The 15,009-nt window shown below is 64.0% G+C and carries 15 protein-coding genes; 8 read left to right on the top strand and 7 right to left on the bottom strand.

Going from position 1 to position 15,009, the window contains the following annotated elements; translation table 11 throughout:
- Positions 1–11: 11 nt before the first annotated feature.
- Positions 12–1,016: a cytochrome d ubiquinol oxidase subunit II gene (locus tag AC1D05_RS31815; protein WP_477446397.1), complete on the bottom strand. Its 1,005-nt coding sequence runs from the start codon at positions 1,014–1,016 to the stop codon at positions 12–14.
- Position 1,017: 1 nt separating this feature from the next.
- The gene (locus AC1D05_RS31810) at positions 1,018–2,379 is read right to left on the bottom strand and encodes a cytochrome ubiquinol oxidase subunit I (RefSeq protein WP_477446395.1); all 1,362 of its coding nucleotides are present in this window, start codon (positions 2,377–2,379) and stop codon (positions 1,018–1,020) included.
- A 239-nt stretch (positions 2,380–2,618) separates the two neighbouring features.
- On the opposite strand from AC1D05_RS31810, the gene AC1D05_RS31805 reads away from it, so the two are divergent.
- Both AC1D05_RS31805 and AC1D05_RS31800 read left to right on the top strand, forming a co-directional pair.
- Entirely contained in the window at positions 2,619–3,545 is a 927-nt protein-coding gene (locus AC1D05_RS31805; RefSeq protein ID WP_477446393.1) for an ABC transporter ATP-binding protein, read from the top strand.
- A complete protein-coding gene (locus AC1D05_RS31800) occupies positions 3,542–4,303 on the top strand; it encodes an ABC transporter permease (RefSeq protein ID WP_477446391.1) in 762 nt (253 codons plus the stop codon). The genes AC1D05_RS31805 and AC1D05_RS31800 overlap by 4 nt, the downstream gene beginning before the upstream one ends.
- A 78-nt stretch (positions 4,304–4,381) precedes the next feature.
- Here the strand turns inward: AC1D05_RS31800 and AC1D05_RS31795 are convergent, their stop codons facing one another.
- The gene (locus AC1D05_RS31795; RefSeq protein ID WP_477446389.1) at positions 4,382–5,419 is read right to left on the bottom strand and encodes a phosphatidylglycerol lysyltransferase domain-containing protein; all 1,038 of its coding nucleotides are present in this window, start codon (positions 5,417–5,419) and stop codon (positions 4,382–4,384) included.
- A gap of 442 nt (positions 5,420–5,861) precedes the next feature.
- On the opposite strand from AC1D05_RS31795, the gene AC1D05_RS31790 reads away from it, so the two are divergent.
- The 3 genes from AC1D05_RS31790 to AC1D05_RS31780 all read left to right on the top strand — a co-directional run bounded on the left by AC1D05_RS31790 (position 5,862) and on the right by AC1D05_RS31780 (position 8,286).
- Complete coding sequence (locus AC1D05_RS31790; RefSeq protein WP_477446387.1) at positions 5,862–7,049, top strand: flavin-containing monooxygenase; 1,188 nt, start codon at positions 5,862–5,864, stop codon at positions 7,047–7,049.
- Positions 7,050–7,123: 74 nt separating this feature from the next.
- Positions 7,124–7,609, top strand: coding sequence for a MarR family winged helix-turn-helix transcriptional regulator (locus AC1D05_RS31785; RefSeq protein WP_477446385.1), 486 nt, complete (start codon positions 7,124–7,126; stop codon positions 7,607–7,609).
- The gene (locus AC1D05_RS31780) at positions 7,606–8,286 is read left to right on the top strand and encodes a GNAT family N-acetyltransferase (RefSeq protein ID WP_477446383.1); all 681 of its coding nucleotides are present in this window, start codon (positions 7,606–7,608) and stop codon (positions 8,284–8,286) included. Before AC1D05_RS31785 ends, AC1D05_RS31780 begins: the two co-directional genes overlap by 4 nt.
- A 21-nt stretch (positions 8,287–8,307) precedes the next feature.
- Here AC1D05_RS31780 and AC1D05_RS31775 read toward each other — a convergent pair whose 3' ends face one another.
- Both AC1D05_RS31775 and AC1D05_RS31770 read right to left on the bottom strand, forming a co-directional pair.
- The gene (locus AC1D05_RS31775) at positions 8,308–8,532 is read right to left on the bottom strand and encodes a hypothetical protein (RefSeq protein WP_475455337.1); all 225 of its coding nucleotides are present in this window, start codon (positions 8,530–8,532) and stop codon (positions 8,308–8,310) included.
- A gap of 138 nt (positions 8,533–8,670) precedes the next feature.
- Positions 8,671–10,674, bottom strand: coding sequence for a PhoX family protein (locus tag AC1D05_RS31770; RefSeq protein ID WP_477446381.1), 2,004 nt, complete (start codon positions 10,672–10,674; stop codon positions 8,671–8,673).
- 274 nt (positions 10,675–10,948) lie between these two features.
- Between AC1D05_RS31770 and AC1D05_RS31765 the strand changes: the two genes are divergently transcribed.
- Entirely contained in the window at positions 10,949–11,437 is a 489-nt protein-coding gene (locus AC1D05_RS31765; protein ID WP_477446379.1) for a hypothetical protein, read from the top strand.
- Positions 11,438–11,536: 99 nt separating this feature from the next.
- On the opposite strand, the gene AC1D05_RS31760 is transcribed toward AC1D05_RS31765, so the two are convergent.
- Together AC1D05_RS31760 and AC1D05_RS31755 are read right to left on the bottom strand one after the other, a co-directional pair.
- Entirely contained in the window at positions 11,537–12,199 is a 663-nt protein-coding gene (locus AC1D05_RS31760) for a response regulator (protein WP_477446377.1), read from the bottom strand.
- Entirely contained in the window at positions 12,196–13,590 is a 1,395-nt protein-coding gene (locus AC1D05_RS31755; RefSeq protein ID WP_477446375.1) for a sensor histidine kinase, read from the bottom strand. The genes AC1D05_RS31760 and AC1D05_RS31755 overlap by 4 nt, the downstream gene beginning before the upstream one ends.
- 168 nt (positions 13,591–13,758) lie before the next feature.
- Between AC1D05_RS31755 and AC1D05_RS31750 the strand changes: the two genes are divergently transcribed.
- Positions 13,759–14,097, top strand: coding sequence for a hypothetical protein (locus AC1D05_RS31750; protein WP_027054900.1), 339 nt, complete (start codon positions 13,759–13,761; stop codon positions 14,095–14,097).
- 28 nt (positions 14,098–14,125) lie between these two features.
- Complete coding sequence (locus AC1D05_RS31745; protein ID WP_477446373.1) at positions 14,126–14,836, top strand: phosphatase PAP2 family protein; 711 nt, start codon at positions 14,126–14,128, stop codon at positions 14,834–14,836.
- Positions 14,837–15,009 lie beyond the last annotated feature (173 nt).

The following is a 15,009-nucleotide window of genomic DNA, read 5'->3' as shown; positions in this document are numbered from 1 at the left end:
ACGAAGAGATATCAGTCGTAAGTCAGGTCCGTCGCCTTGCCGCCGAACACCCGGTAGGCATAGAAGGAATAGAAGATGATGACCGGCAGCACCACGACCGTGCCGGCCAGGATGATGGCCAGGCTTTCGGTCGCCGACGCCGCCTGCCAAATGGTCAATTTGTCCGGCACCACATACGGATAGAACGACCAGGCGAGGCCGGCAAAGCCGAGCGCGAAGATGGCAGCCAGTGTCAGGAACGGCGTCAGCGCATGGCGGTCGTCGGGCTTCGGCAGGTGGAACGTCTGCCGCCACAGCCACAGGAACAAAAGCGCCGACAGGATCGGCAGCGGCGAGAGATAGAGCATCTGCGGCCAGACGAACCATTTGTCGAAGATTCGCGGGCTGGCGAAGGGCGTCGCCAGCGATACCGCCGCCATGCCGAGCGCGGTCAGCACCAGTGCGGTGCGCAGCCAGCGCACGGCTTTCTTCTGCAACTCACCTTCGGTCTTGTAGATCACCCAGGCGGCGCCCATCGCCGCATAGGCCGCGGCCAGGCAGAACGCCACCAGCGCACCGAACGCCATGCCGCCCAGGCCGACATCGAGGCCGAGCACATAGACGCCCAGCATATAGCCCTGGGCCAGCGAGGCGATGACCGAACCGAGGAAGAAGATGCGGTTCCAGCGATGCTTCTTGCCGCTCGGCACCTTGGCGCGGAAATCGAAGGCGACGCCGCGCAGGATCAGCCCGACCAGCAGCACGAAGACCGGAATGTAGAGCGCGGTCAGGATGACGCCATGCGCCAGGGGAAAGGCGACCAGGAGCAGGCCGACGGCCAGCACCAGCCAGGTCTCGTTGGCATCCCAGAACGGGCCGATCGCCGCGATCATCGTGTCCTGCTCGCTGTCCTCGGCGGCGGCGAACAGGATGCCGATGCCGAGGTCGAAACCGTCAAGAATGACATAGATCAGGATGGCGAGCCCCATCAGGCCGGCGAAGATGAGGGGGAGAGCGGTTGGCCAGTCGAAAGTCATGTCACTCTCCTGCGGCCGGTTGCGACATGGCCGTCTTCATCACGCCGGGCAGCGGTGAGGTGTCGCCATCTTTCGCCGCCTTCAGCGCCAGATGCACCAGCACGCCGAGATAGGCGATCAGCAACAGCACGTAGAGAATGAGGTAGACGGCTAAAGTCAGCGCGACATGGCTGCCCGCCACTGGGCCGACGGCGTCGGCGGTTTTCAGCACGCCCGTCACCAGCCAGGGCTGGCGGCCGATCTCGGTCGTATACCAGCCGGCCAGCGTCGCCAGCCAGCCCGACAACGCCATCGGCACCATCAGCATGGCGAGCGCCTTCGGCAGGCTGTGCCGGCGCTTGAGGAAGAAGGCGGCCGACCAGGAGACGGCGAGCATCAGAAGCCCGGTGCCAACCATGATGCGGAAGCTCCAGAACAGCGGGAAGACCGGCGGATGGTTGCCGGGATAGTCGTTGAGCCCTGGCACCACGCCACTGGTCGAGTGCCGCAGCACCAGGCTGGCGCCGTCGGGAATGGCGACCTCGAACCTGTTTTCCTTGGCCGCCTCGTCGGGCAGCGCGAACAGCACCAGCGGCACGTTGGGGCCGGTGTTCCAGTTGGCCTCCATCGCGGCGATCTTCTGCGGCTGGTGTTCCAGCGTGTTCAGCCCGTGCTGGTCGCCGGCAAAGATCTGGATCGGGATCAGGACCGCCGCGGTGAAGACGCCGGTGCGCAGCGCCTTCCACATCGATTCCGAACGGTCGCCGTTGAGATGACGCAGCGCCGACAGGCCGGCGATGAGGAACGATACCGTCAGACCCGAGGCGAGCAGCATGTGCACCAGCCGGTAGGGCATGGACGGGTTGAAGACAACAGCCCACCAGTCGACGGCATGCGCCACGCCGTCGCGTATCTCGAAGCCGGCCGGCGTCTGCATCCAGGAATTCAGCGCGATGATCCAGAAGGCGGACAGCGTGGTGCCGCCGGCCACCAGCACCGTCGCCAGCGTGTGGACACGGTTGGAGACGCGGCGGAAGCCGAACAGCATGATGCCGAGGAAGGCCGCTTCGAGGAAGAAAGCGGTGAGGATCTCGTAGGCCAGCAGCGGCCCGGCGATGTTGCCGACCTTTTCCATATAGCCCGGCCAGTTGGTGCCGAACTGGAAGCTCATGGTGACGCCCGACACCACGCCCATGGCGAAGGACAGCGCGAACACCTTCACCCAGGTGAAATAGGCGCGCATCCAGGCGGAATCATTGGTCGCGTTGTAGCGCAGCTTGAAGAACAGCAGCACCCAGCCAAGTGCAATGGTGATCGTCGGAAACAGAATATGAAACGAAATATTCGCGCCGAACTGGATGCGCGACAGTATGAGCGGGTCCATGGCGGGCTCCGGCTGCTGAAAGTACTGGCGGAGAGTAGGCTCGAAGCCGGTTCAGGTCAAAGCGGCGTCCTGCCGCGAGGCTGAACGCCACAGGACAATTTTGCCGGTTCATGCCGCGCATTGCGGCCGGTCCCCGCACTGGCTGTCCAGAACTGTCAGCAGCAACCATTGACTTCCGGTTGCACGCTCCGACATTCGGCCTATATCAGGGGACCTCTTTCAGGCAGCCGTTTTCAGCCATGCCCTCCATTCTGTCCATTTCCGGGGTCTCCAAGACCTACGCCACCGGTTTCACCGCGCTCAAGGAAGTCAATCTCGACATCCAGCGCGGCGAGATCTTCGCGCTTCTGGGGCCGAATGGCGCCGGCAAGACGACGCTGATCTCGATCGTTTGTGGCATCGTCAACCGCTCGACCGGCACCGTCACCGTCGACGGTCACGACATCAACAAGGACTACCGCGCCGCGCGCAGCCTGATCGGACTGGTGCCGCAGGAATTGACCATCGACGCTTTCGAGAGCGTCTGGGCAACTGTCAGCTACAGCCGCGGCCTGTTCGGCAAGCCGGCCAATCCGGCCTTCGTCGAGAAGGTGCTGCGCGACCTGTCATTATGGGACAAGAAAGACGCCAAGGCGATCACGCTGTCAGGCGGTATGAAGCGGCGGCTGATGATCGCCAAGGCGCTGTCGCATGAGCCGCGCATCCTGTTCCTCGACGAGCCGACCGCCGGCGTCGACGTCGAGCTGCGCCAGGACATGTGGGAGATGGTGCGCCGGCTGCGCGAGGATGGCGTCACCATCATCCTCACCACCCACTATATCGAGGAGGCCGAGGCGATGGCTGACCGCGTCGGCGTCATCAACCGCGGCGAAATCATCCTGGTCGAGAACAAGGCTGAGCTGATGCGCAAGCTCGGCCGCAAGCGGCTGGTGCTGGAACTGCGCAATCCGCTGACCGCCATTCCGGAAGCCTTCTCGCGCTACGCGCTGGAGCTGTCGCCGGATGGCGGGCAGCTGACCTACACCTATGACAACCAGGCCGAGCGGCCGGGCGTCGCCTCGCTGATCCGCGACCTCGAGGCATCAGGCATCCAGTTCCGCGACATCGACACGCAAAACAGCTCGCTCGAGGAGATCTTCGTCAATTTGGTGAGGAAAGACGCATGAACCTGCGTGCAGTCTGGGCCATCTACCGGATGGAAATGGCACGTGCTTTCCGCACCGTGCTGCAGAGCATCGTCTCGCCGGTCATCTCGACATCGCTCTACTTCGTCGTCTTCGGCTCGGCCATAGGCTCGCGCATCACCGAGATCGACGGCATCAGCTACGGCGCCTTCATCGTGCCGGGGCTGATCATGCTGTCGCTGTTGACGCAGTCGATCTCCAACGCCTCCTTCGCCATCTACTTCCCGAAATTCGTCGGCTCGATCTACGAATTGCTGTCGGCACCGGTCTCCTACCTGGAGATTGTCATCGCCTATGTCGGCGGTGCGGCCACCAAGTCGATCATTCTTGGCCTGATCATCCTCACCACCGCCTCGCTGTTCGTGCCGCTCACCATCTTGCATCCGTTCTGGATGCTCGCCTTCCTGATCCTGACGGCGGTGACCTTCAGCCTGTTCGGCTTCATCATCGGCATCTGGGCGAAAAGCTTCGAGCAGCTGCAGCTGGTGCCGCTGTTGATCATCACGCCACTGACCTTCCTCGGCGGCAGCTTCTATTCGATCAACATGCTGCCCGGCATTTGGAAGACGATCACGCTGTTCAATCCGGTGGTGTACCTGATCAGCGGCTTCCGCTGGAGCTTTTACGGCAAGTCCGACGTCTCGGTCGGCGTTAGCCTGGGCATGACACTGGTGTTCCTGGCCGTCTGCATCGCAATCGTCGCCTGGATATTCAAGACCGGCTACCGGCTGCGGAACTGACGCGACAAAGGCACCTAAGACGCTGCCCAGATCTGTTGAGATTCAGGTCAGGCCGGCCTCACCTGAATATCGGCAGATCTAAATCGCCTTGACCAGCCGCAGCAGCCCCAGCATCTCGATATAAGTCCCCTTGCGGAAGGCGATATAGACCGGCTCTTCCATACCGTGGAAGCGGCGCTTGAATGCCGCCTGGCCCTGCAGGTTGAACCGGCGGCGGTTGACCCAGGGCGAGTCGTAGGCGCGCTGAAAAGCGTTGCGCCAGAAGTCGCTTTCGGCAAATCCGCTGGGGTCGACGTCGACGAGCGGCGACAGGCCAAGCGTGACCACCTCCATGCCCTCTTCGCGAAACCGGTCGACGGCGAATTTGGTCAGCCCGATCTCGGCGTGCGGCGAGGCGTCGATATGCTTGCGCTTGAAGGCGGTGGTGTAGCCGATGACCTTGCCGTCGCGAAAAATCGGATCGAAGTCGAGCAGGGCGATCAGCTCGCCATCGGGTCCATGCAGGACGAAGCGGCGCATGTCGGTGCCGAGCTGATCGTAGAACGGGCGGTTGAGGAAGCCCATCTCCCAGCGCTTGACGATGCGGTCGCCGCGCCAGTTTTCGGACAGCCGGGCGATCTCGTCGAGGAACACCGTCCGCTTGTCTTCCTCGAACGAAAAGCCTTTCTTCGAGAGCCAGCGCTCGGAATAGCGCACGGTCTCGTTGCGCTTGCCGGAAAAATCATGCTCGGGCAGCACGAGCCTTGTGTCGATACCCAGCCGGTTGACCTTGTAGCCGAGCCCGGCCAGCACGCGCGCGGTCTCCTCGCCGATCTGCACGAACCACGGGTCGCCGCCGGTCCCGACGAAGCGCCTGATGTAGTCGGCCCGCCGCGCCGGCGCCGCCACCGGGTCGCCAAGTGCGAAATGATGCTTCATCTTGGTGCCGAAGGCGATGTAGCCGTCGGCGTCGCCAAAATAGGAAAGCCTGGTTTGCACGGCGGTGGAATAGGCGAGCGAGAAATCGCCATGGCGGCGGACGATCGCTAGCCGTTCGACATGCGTCAGCGCCTGGCGCTCGACCTTGGGCGAGGCGCCCTCGAGGATTTTGTCGAAATAGATCCGCAAGGAGGGCATGGTCGAGATTCCGCGTGCCGTCTGTGGCGCGACGTGCCTTTCGACACGCTGGACGCGCCACGGCGTCCTGATTTTTCGCGGGAAGCCAAAATCGCTGCGATTTCGAATTCCTGCGTCGGTAACGAGATCCGCCAGCCCCCGGAGCTCGAATCAATCACATTGCCGCGACCTGATTATCGCCGATGCCGCGGATATGCCATATAGGGCTGCATGGTTTCGGACAGAAGCGGGGCATCCCGCGTCATGTCGTTGTTTTGGCCGCATTTCTGCGATGGAAGTTGTTTCCGCTTGGCGGCGCAATGCTCTGGAGCGCAAGCGCGGCCCGGCGCGGGGCCGCGGCAATCGGTACCGATCCGCTGCATGGGTTTGCGCGCGATCAAACGGTTACAGCGTCCTGCGAACCTGTCGGATGCTGCGGCGGTTGAATGGGTTTTGAGAGTGAATGGCTGATACGACAACCAGACCGATGGTGGAGCAGTTGGTGGCGATCGAGCCGGCGATCGTCATTGGCGCCGGTGCTGCCGGACTGGCCGTCGCCCAGGCTTTGATCAAGGCCGGCGTGCCGGCGTCGATCCTGGAAAAGGAGAGCCGGCTGGCCGAGCCCTGGCATCGGCGGCACCAGCAACTGCATCTCAACACCCATCGCGATCTCTCGGCACTGCCGGGCCTTTCCTATCCCGGCGATACGCCAGCCTTTCCACCCAAGAGCGTCGTTATCCGCCACATGAACGATTTCCGGGAGGCGAACCGGCTGCCGGTGGAGTTTGGCGTCGCTGTCGAGACCATAGTGTTCAGGGGCGACCACTGGGACGTGCGCACCAGCGCCGGCTCGCGCCTGGCGCGCCATGTCGTTGTCGCCACCGGCCGCGACAAGGAGCCGTTCACGCCGCAATGGAAGGGCGCAGAGGCCTTCGCGGGCCGGATCATCCATTCGGCGGATTTTGGCGATGCCAAGTCCTATGCCGGCAAGAAGGTGCTGGTCGTCGGCGCAGGCAATTCGGGCTTCGACGCCCTCAATCATCTGGCTGGCGTGGATGTGGCAGCTCTCTGGCTGTCGGCCCGCAATGGCCCCGCCCTGCTGCCCAAGCGGATAGGCAAGATCGCCGTGCATCGGCTCTCGCCGCTCATGGCGCGCCTGCCGCTGCGCGTCGCCGATGCGGCGATCGCCGCGACGCAGCGGCTGGTTTTCGGCGATCTGACCAAATTCGGCCTGCCGCCCGCACCGTCGGGCGGCGCCAGCCGCCTGACCTCCGACTACACCGCGATCGCCGCGGACGACGGCGCCGTCGACGCCATCAAATCGGGCAAGATCACCGTCGTGCCGGCGATACGCGAGTTCAGCCGCGACGGCGTCATCCTGGCCGATGGCCGCCTGATCGATCCCGATATCGTCATTGCCGCAACCGGCTACCGCACCGGGCTGGAGCGCATGGTCGGCAGTCTCGGCGTGCTCGACAGCAAGGGTGTCCCGCTCTTCAACGGCGGCGACGCCGATCCGAAACTGCCCGGCCTGTGGTTCACCGGCATGCGGCCGAGCATTCGCGGCTGCTTTGCCAATGCCGGCATATTGGGCAAGGCGATCGCCAGGCGGATCGCCGGTGCGTCCCGGCCCTCGGATGGCTCACGCTGATTTGACTGAGGACGGCTTTGACTCGTTCCTTGCCGTATTATATAACATGTTATGGATTGAGAGGCGGATTGATCATGGAAGACGTTGTCCGATCGCTTGGCTATCTCTGCCTGGGCAGCCGGCTGAAGCGCATCGGCGAACAATTGCAGGCCGACGCGCAGCATCTGCTCGACTACCTGGAGGTCCCGCTTCAATCGAGCCAGTACCCGCTGCTTGCCGCGCTCGACAGGCTGGGACCCTTGGCCGTCGGCGAACTGGCGCAATCGCTCGGGCTGACCCAGCCAGGCGTGACGCGAAGCGTGTCGCTGCTGGGCGAGTTGGGGCTGGTCGAAGCCGTCCAGTCGGATGGCGACCAGCGCCGCAAGATGGTCTCGTTGACGGGCAAGGGCCAGCGTCTGGTCGACGTGGCGAAGCGGGACGTCTGGCCGCGCATCGAGAGCGCTGTCGCGGATCTGTGCCGGGACCTCTCGGGGCCGCTTCTCGATCAACTCGCCGCTATCGAGGACGGCCTCGCCGCCGCTCCACTCGATCGCCGTGTGAAAAAGGGTGTCGCGCAATGAAGCATGTCCTCGACCGGCCGATCTGGAGCGCGCTCGCGACGCGCCATCAAGCCCTCGCGCAAGGTGGCAAGTTCGCCAGGCGCTATTCGCCGTCATTCGCCCTTTTCGCCGCCACCGCCGCGGACGATGCCGAAAGCCTGCAGGCTTTCGCGGACCTTGTCGGCCCCGATGACAGCGTCATCATGGCTCAGGCCGACCCCATTGCCCTTCCGGCTGGCCTCTCGGCAATCTCGACCGCCGCCGCCGTGCAGATGGTCGCCGAGGCGCCGTTACAGCTGGTGTCGGATGAACGGGTGCAACGCCTGACACAAGACGATTTGGCGGAAATGGTGGCCCTGGCGTCGCTCACCAAGCCCGGCCCATTCACGTCTGGAGCATTGAGCCTTGGCGACTTCTGGGGCGTGAAGGCCGGCGGCCGGCTGGTGGCGATGGCCGGCGAGCGGATGAAACAGCCTGGCTACAGCGAGCTCAGCGGCGTCTGCTCGCATCCGGATGTCCGCGGCGGCGGCCTCGGCCGGCTGCTGTCCGTGTTCGTGGCCAATCAGATTTTCGCACGCGGCGAGGTACCCTACCTGCACGCCTACGCCACCAACGCCGGCGCGATAAAGCTGTACGAATCCATCGGCTTCAAACTGCGAAGCGCAATCAACGTGGCCGTTGTTCAACGCCCCGGATAAGCGGTTGGGAGGCCCTGAACCTCAGGCCGATTTCGGCTCAAGCCGGCGGAAACCGACGGCGTCCGTCAGCATCTCCTCGTCGACCATGCCGGCATTGTGGAGGGCCAGCAGGGTCAGGGCGATCTCTCGCGCTTCCGGCGAATCGGGGTGCGCTTCGCGCTTGAGGCAGGCTTCGTCAAAGACACGCTGCAGCCTGGCGATGTCGCCGGGCTTGAGCAGGCCACGATCATAGACGGACTTCGACATGGCGGTCTCCTGAAGGAGGAGTTAGGGCGCCACCTGTAAATTGCCAATCTTCCCGGAGCTTGAATGGGCGTCATGCCGCGAAGGAGGGGCGTTCGGGAACCGAAACCCCTCCCAAGGCTGCAAAACCGGCGCCCGAGATCAGACCGCGATCTTGCCGCCGCCCTGCCTGGTGATGGCGACGACCGACGGTCGCACCGGCATGTCGGGCTTGAAGTCGGGCCAGCGGGTCGACAGGTCTTCATAGTAGGACGGGCGGCCAAAACCTTCCCAATCCTCGCCGCCATCGCCCGGATGCTGGACGGCGACGAAGGCGGTCTGGTCGTCGGGCGCAAACAGCGGGCCGCACATTTCCGCACCGATCGGCACGCGGAAGAACAGCTTTGAAGTCGCCCGTGCCGCCCCTTCCGTGTCGACCGCCCACAGGCCGTCGGTGCGGCCGGTGGCCTTCGGTCCCTGGCCGTCGGTGGCGACCCACAGGCGACCGGCCGAATCGACCGCGCAATTGTCGGGCATGCCGAACCAGCCATTGCTCGTCGTTGCAGTCGAGAAGGTAGCACCGACATCGGCAACCGAGGGATCGCCGCATTTCAAGAGCACTTCCCATTTGCCCTTGGTGGCCGTGAAATCGCCATCGGTCTCGGTGATCTCGATAATGTGGCCGAAGGCATTTTCGGCGCGCGGGTTGGCGGCATCGACCTGGTCGGCCTTGCGCTTCGAATTGTTGGTCAGCATGACATAGATCTTGCCGTTGACGCCATTGGGCTGGATGTCTTCGGGCCGGTCCATCTTGGTGGCGCCGAGCAGATCGGCGGCGCGCCGCGTCTCGATCAGCACGTCGGCCTGGCCAGCAAAGCCGGTTTCCGCCGTCAGCGGCCCCTGGCCGAAGACGATCGGCAGCCAGTCGACCGTGCCGTCCTCGGCGAATTTGGCGACATGCAGCGTGCCGTCGTCGAGCAGGTCCTTGTTGGCGGCAGGGTCGTTGGCGTTGAACGTGCCCTTGGTGACGAACTTGTAGACATAGTCGAAGCGCTCGTCGTCGCCGAGATAGAAGACGACGCGGCCGTCCTTGGCGACGATCGATTCGGCGCCCTCATGCTTGAAGCGGCCCATGGCGGTGCGCTTCCTCGGCGTCGAGGTCGGATCGTTGACATCGACCTCGACGATCCAGCCGAAGCGATTGGGCTCGTTCGGCTCCCTGGCGAGGTTGAAGCGGTCGTAATGTGCGCCCCATTCATAGGCGCCTTCCGGAATGCCGAGACGCTTGTAGTTGGCGGCTTCCTTGTGGCCTTCCGGCAGTTCGCCGGAGAAATAGCCGTGGATGTTCTCCTCGGCCATCACATAGGTGCCCCACGGCGTGACGCCGCCGGCGCAGTTGTTGAAAGTGCCGAATACTTTCGTGCCGGACGGATCGGCATTGGTCTTGACGCGGTCATGGCCTGCGACCGGACCGGACAGCGCCATTTCGGTGTTGGAGGTGATGCGGCGGTTGAGCTTGCCGTCGCGCACCACTTGCCACTTGCCCGACAACTTGCGGATCTCGACGATGGTGCCGCCATGCGCCGCCATTTCGACATCGACCTGCTCCTTCGAGAGCGGCGCGACCTCGGCCTTCTTCTTCCCGTCCTTGTCGACGATCGAAACAATGCCCGGGAACATCAGATGCGGGTTGGTGTATTCGTGATTGACCACCAGCAGGCCGTGCTCGGCCGAGCCGTCGATCGCGATGTAGCCGACATAGTCGTTGTTGTAGCCAAACTGCCTGGCCTGCGCCTGCGCCGACTGCTTGGTCGGATCGAACTCCGGTGAATCGGCAAACAGCGGATCGCCCCAGCGCAACAGCACGTCGGCGTCATAGCCCGGCGCGACATGATGCTTGTCGTCGATGCCGGCCTGGAGCTCGTCGAATTTGAAGGCTGAGCCTTCCGCGGCGCGGGCATCGTCTGCCGCGATCATGGCCAGCGGACTGACCGTGGCGGCGATCGCCGATACGGCGAGCGATCCTTTCAGGAAACCACGGCGCGAGAACCGCGCGGCGATGATTTCGCCCATGGTGCGGTTGGCGGTGGGGTTGATGGCCGGTCCTTCGTTTTCCTCGAGCAGGCTGGTGCGGAATCGGGCGTCGGGGGAACGGTGTTCGGTCATGAGGGCCTCTGGCTTTGGCGTGGCTGGAGCTTGTTGCCTGTTCGACCCCTTAAGCCAGGCCGATCACATTTTCGTGACATCATACAAGCTCCCATGCCCGGGGCGAGGCGACTTGCTCACGCGCACCTCGGACTTTGGTCCAATCTTGCGCTGGCAAAGGTCCTGGAGGACAACCGCAACGGTCGGAGGTCGCTTCCGGCCACTACATCTTTCGGCGATGTTGCGGGTTGCAACGTTGGGGTGGGCGCGCCGGCTCAATCGACGGAGATAAGGGATGCACGGATCGATCACGGCCCGTTGTCGCCGGCTGACGCTCGTTTCGGCGGCGGCTCTGGCGCTGACCATCGTCCCCTATCGAATTTCCCTGCACGGCTCCGCCCCCGGAATCGACGCCGTCACCGCGCAGGCCGGCAAGGGCGGCGGCGGGAATGGCGGCGGCAACGGTGGTGGCAACGGCGGCAGCGGTAACGGCGGCGGCAATAGTGGAAACGGTGGCAACAGCGGCAGCGGCGGCAATAGCGGCAACGGCAATGGAAACGGCGCGGGATCCAGCAATGGCCAGAGCGACAAAGGCGCCAGCCATGTCAACGCCACGACCGGTGACAAGGTCGATGTGAGCGGCAACAAGATCACAGTCACGCACCCCGACGGCATCGTCGAGAAGGTTGAAGGCGGCCGGTTCAAGATGCAGGATGCGCTGGGCCGCACGATCATCGACCGCCGGGCCACACCCGCCGATGTCAGCCGTCTGAAGGCTATGTGAGGCTGGTCAATAGGCCACGGCCAGCTTCGCACGTCACCTCCGCCGCCCCCGGCGGAGGTGACCTCTCTTTGTCCGGCCCTCGCGCCGGTCCGCGATGGCCTACGATCGGTTCCTGTCCTGGTCGCGAAACTCGCGCATCATGAGTGCCGCTTCAGTGCGGTTTCGCACATTGAGTTTTGACAGCACCCCCGTCATGTGATGCTTCACCGTCTTCTCCTGCAGCTCCAGGCGCAGGGCGACCTCCTTGTTGCTGAGCCCTTCGGCCACCAGCCGCAGGATTTCCGTCTGTCGTTCGGTCAGGTGCCGCAGCCGGTCCGCCACGCCATTGGCAGGCTGCGGCGACTGGAGATCGGAAAGCAGCCGCGCCGACAGGGCCGGCGTAAGGTAGCTCTCGCCGGCCGCCACGTTGCGCAGGATGTCGGCGAGCGCGCGCGACCCGACACCTTTCAGGATATAGCCCTGCACCCCAGCGTTCAGGGCTTTGGTTACGTCGGCATTGGCCTCCGAAACGGTCAGCATGACGATCTTCTGGGTGGGATGGTCGGCAAGGATGGTTGCAACCGCGGCCAGGCCGCCGCCCGGCAGGGAGATGTCGAGCAGCAATAGGTCGGGCCGCACCGTCGAGGCGATGCGTTCGGCATCCTGCGCCGTCGCACCTTCGCCGACGATCTCGAAGCCTCCGATCTCCGACAGGCTGCGTGTCACCCCTTCGCGAAAAAGCGGATGGTCGTCGACAATAGCGATGCGAATGGCGCCAATCATGCTTGCTCCTCGACCGACAGGCTGATCACCAGCCGCGTGCCTTGCGGTCCAGTCCGGGTTTCGAACTGGCCGCCAATGCTTTCAACTCTATCCCTGAGGCCGGCCAGCCCCAATCCTTCGACCCGTGCGGCTGGATCAAAGCCGGGTCCGCCGTCCGATACTTCGACGAAGAGCCTGCCGCCTTTCATTTCCGCACGCACTGCCTGGTCCTTGCCTCGCCCGTGGCGATAGGCATTGTTCAGGCCTTCCTGCACGAAACGATAGATGCTGATCTTCTCGGAGGCTCCCGGTTCGGGCAGATGCCTAGGCAGCGTGAGCGTCACCGACGTTCCCGTTCGGCGCTGGTGTTCGTCGACCGCCAGCCGCAATATGTCCATCGCGGCGGCCGTCTCTATCTGCGGCAAAACGAGGCCGGTGCAGATGCCGCGTATTTCGCGCATCGCATCCTCCAGCGTCTTGCGGATCATCGTAACCTCGGTCGAGCGGCTTTCGCCCCAATTGCCGTCGCCGGAAAATACCGGGCTGTCCATGCGCAGCGCCGCCAGGGCGACGAGTTGTGCCGGTCCGTCATGAAGGTCGGCGCCGATCCGGCGCAAATATCTTTCGTTGAACGCGGTGGCGCGGCGGGACGCCCGCTGCACACGCTGTCGCAAGGCGTTGTTTTGTGTCACCAGGCCCTGCAGCTCCGACACCTGGCGGCGCAGCGCGCCGCGCTGGTCGTCGATGGTGCGGCTGGCGCGCAGCACGATGCCCGACAACAGCAGAAACGCCGTCAAGGTGGTGCCGGCCACGATCAGCCAGCTCGACAACAGGGCGGAAGCCAGCGTGGCTTTGAAATCGCTGGCGACCTCGAAGAACTCGGTGACGGCCACCACCTCGCCGGACCAGGGTTCGCGCACGGGATTGTAGATTTCAAGCAGCGGCACGCCGGCGGCCTGCTCCTTCTCTTCGTCTCCATCGAACGTATCGAATTGGGCGGTGACGTTGCCCTGGAAGGCGGACCGCAGATTGTCGGTCAGATCGAAGCGACGGCCGATCAGCGCCGAGTCTTTCGCGTAGAGCACGGTGCCATCGCGGCGCCACAGCCTGAACGAGACCAGGCGCTTGCCGAGTGCACCCTGGCCGAGCGTCTCGTCGAGCGCCTGTTTGACGGACTCGCTGAGTTCCTCGCTCTTGCGCAGGTCGGGCAGCAGCGGTGCAATCACGCTGTCCACATAAAGTGCCGTGGTGGCGGCCGAATTGCGGGTGACACCGTCCCGGATCTGCGACGTCACCCAGGCGCCCACCACCAGCATGACGGCCAGAAGGCCAAAGCCGCCGGCAACGAGGAATTGCAGGGCAAGGGAAAGCTCGCTCCAGCGTCGCGCCAAGTTCTGCAGAATACGAATCATGTTCCCCTGACCGCCCCTCCATCGACAGCCGGGCGACATCGGCACATTGAGCCTCAGCCTCGCCGTTGCCAAGACCTTCGTTAGAATGAGGTTACTTGACGTCTCGGCGTGCTTCGGAAACAAGGTCCGCGGCAGATGCCGCCAGAGCCGCTTCGAGGGGATGGGACGTTGAGTTTTTCGGGACTGCTGCAGCTTGGCTTTTCAACGGTGATCTTCCTTCTGGCTGCGACCGCCGCCAAGCAATGGGGACTGGCGCCGAGCCTGGGCAAGATCCTTTTAACGCTCGCGCTCTATTCGCTGGGCAATCTGATCATGCTGCGGCTGATCCGTGAATTCGGCATGTCGGTGTCGTTCAGCCTCTCGGCGGTCATCCAGCTGGTATCGGTCAACGTCGTGGCGCTGGTGTTCTTCGGCGAGCGCGTCAACGCGTTGCAGGCCAGCGGCATCGTGCTGGCGATCGCCGCGGTGGCGCTGATCACGCTCGGGCCCTATCTGCAAGGGCGTTGATCGAGATGAAGACTGCGATACCGATCCGATGAAAGACACCGCAAGCAGCCTGCTCAACCGCATCGAATTCCCGGTCCTGCTGGCCGGCCTGGTCATCGCCGGCGGGATGTGGGGGTTCGAGGAATTGATGGAGGTGGCACGGGCCACCACGCCGCACGCCTTCGACACCGAAATCCTGCTCGCCTTCCGCCAGACCGGCCAGCCCGGCGTTCCGATCGGCCCGCTATGGCTGGAAGGGGCGATGCGCGACATCACCAGTCTCGGCAGCTCAGCCGTGCTGGTGCTGATCACGACGGCAACGATCCTCTATCTGCTGCTGATCCGCCGGCCCGGCACCGCGCTTCTCATCTTCGTCGCCGTGGCCGGCGGCCAGGTGCTGTCGAGCCTGCTGAAGGTCGGCGTTGACCGGCCGCGGCCCGAACTCGTTTCGCATCTGGTCAACGAGACGTCGCTCTCCTTCCCCAGCGGCCACGCCATGCTGTCGGCGGTGACCTATCTCACGCTCGGCTCGCTCGCGGCGCGCTTCCTGCACGGCCGGGCGACCAAGATCTACGTCCTGTCGCTTGCCGTGCTGACGACGGTGCTTGTCGGCGTCAGCCGCATCTATCTCGGGGTTCACTGGCCGTCGGATGTGCTGGCGGGCTGGTGCGCCGGCTTCGCCTGGGCGATGCTATGCTGGTTGGTGGCGCGGATGTTGCAGCGGCGCCATGTGGTGGTTGACGATGCTGACCGCGCCTGACCGCGACACTCAGGCTTGCCTCAGATCAATCTGTTGATGAGGTGCCCACCACAGCCTGCCAGCGCCAGAGCCATCGACAGCAAGCATGCCGACGTCATCAAAGCCTTGAAAATGTTCACCGCGTTATCCCCTGCCTCGGACGGACGAAACCCTAGCTCGTATTCCTCGGGAAG

The sequence above is a fragment of the Mesorhizobium sp. P2_E9 genome (assembly GCF_056403815.1).
This window is presented reverse-complemented; position numbering and strand designations above follow the sequence as displayed.

What these genes read in the sequence shown, in the direction of transcription:
- AC1D05_RS31815 (WP_477446397.1), bottom strand. Translation starts at nt 1,016, where the DNA reads ATGACTTTCGACTGGCCAACCGCTCTCCCCCTCATCTTCGCCGGCCTG.
- AC1D05_RS31760 (WP_477446377.1), bottom strand. Translation starts at nt 12,199, where the DNA reads ATGATTGGCGCCATTCGCATCGCTATTGTCGACGACCATCCGCTTTTT.
- AC1D05_RS31785 (WP_477446385.1), top strand. Translation starts at nt 7,124, where the DNA reads ATGGAAGACGTTGTCCGATCGCTTGGCTATCTCTGCCTGGGCAGCCGG.
- AC1D05_RS31765 (WP_477446379.1), top strand. Translation starts at nt 10,949, where the DNA reads ATGCACGGATCGATCACGGCCCGTTGTCGCCGGCTGACGCTCGTTTCG.
- AC1D05_RS31810 (WP_477446395.1), bottom strand. Translation starts at nt 2,379, where the DNA reads ATGGACCCGCTCATACTGTCGCGCATCCAGTTCGGCGCGAATATTTCG.
- AC1D05_RS31780 (WP_477446383.1), top strand. Translation starts at nt 7,606, where the DNA reads ATGAAGCATGTCCTCGACCGGCCGATCTGGAGCGCGCTCGCGACGCGC.
- AC1D05_RS31775 (WP_475455337.1), bottom strand. Translation starts at nt 8,532, where the DNA reads ATGTCGAAGTCCGTCTATGATCGTGGCCTGCTCAAGCCCGGCGACATC.
- AC1D05_RS31800 (WP_477446391.1), top strand. Translation starts at nt 3,542, where the DNA reads ATGAACCTGCGTGCAGTCTGGGCCATCTACCGGATGGAAATGGCACGT.
- AC1D05_RS31745 (WP_477446373.1), top strand. Translation starts at nt 14,126, where the DNA reads ATGAAAGACACCGCAAGCAGCCTGCTCAACCGCATCGAATTCCCGGTC.
- AC1D05_RS31770 (WP_477446381.1), bottom strand. Translation starts at nt 10,674, where the DNA reads ATGACCGAACACCGTTCCCCCGACGCCCGATTCCGCACCAGCCTGCTC.
- AC1D05_RS31795 (WP_477446389.1), bottom strand. Translation starts at nt 5,419, where the DNA reads ATGCCCTCCTTGCGGATCTATTTCGACAAAATCCTCGAGGGCGCCTCG.
- AC1D05_RS31755 (WP_477446375.1), bottom strand. Translation starts at nt 13,590, where the DNA reads ATGATTCGTATTCTGCAGAACTTGGCGCGACGCTGGAGCGAGCTTTCC.
- AC1D05_RS31805 (WP_477446393.1), top strand. Translation starts at nt 2,619, where the DNA reads ATGCCCTCCATTCTGTCCATTTCCGGGGTCTCCAAGACCTACGCCACC.
- AC1D05_RS31790 (WP_477446387.1), top strand. Translation starts at nt 5,862, where the DNA reads ATGGCTGATACGACAACCAGACCGATGGTGGAGCAGTTGGTGGCGATC.